The sequence below is a fragment of the Cellulomonas sp. P4_A2 genome, assembly GCF_056402515.1.
On sequence record NZ_JBFUHG010000116.1, the window covers coordinates 1 to 448 of the forward strand.

At 69.9% G+C, this 448-nt stretch carries 1 protein-coding gene; it reads left to right on the top strand.

The genetic code is table 11. The features are described 5' to 3' along the window. A partial coding sequence (locus tag AC1DUE_RS20355) for a carbohydrate ABC transporter permease (protein ID WP_477041217.1) occupies nucleotides 1-313 on the top strand: 313 nt, incomplete at its 5' end. Nucleotides 314-448: the final 135 nt, after the last annotated feature.

Sequence of the window (448 nt, forward strand, 5' to 3'; positions counted from 1 at the left end):
CTCCGTGGACGGTGCCGGCGCCGTTCGCCGGTTCTTCACCGTGACCGTTCCCGCCGTCCGCTCCACCATGGTCCTCGTCGGGGCGCTGGCGTCGGTCGCCGCCTTCAAGGCGTTCTCCGAGGTCTATCTGATGGCCGGTCCCTCCGGCGGCCCGGCCGGCGAGGACACCACCCTGGTGATGCTGGTCCAGCGCGTCGGCACCGGACTGACCGGGCGGGTCGGCTATGCCTCCGCGATCTCCGTCGTCATCTTCGTCGTGACGGTCGCCCTGATGCTCCTGGTGCTCCGCGCCGACCGCAAGGAGGACGCATGAGCATCCTGACCCTCACCGACGCCGACGGCCGCCGCATACCGGTATGGCAGCTCCTGCTGCGCTACGTCCTGCTGCTCGCCGTACTCGCGCTGACCGTCGGACCGTTCCTGTGGCAGCTCTCGACCTCCCTCAAGG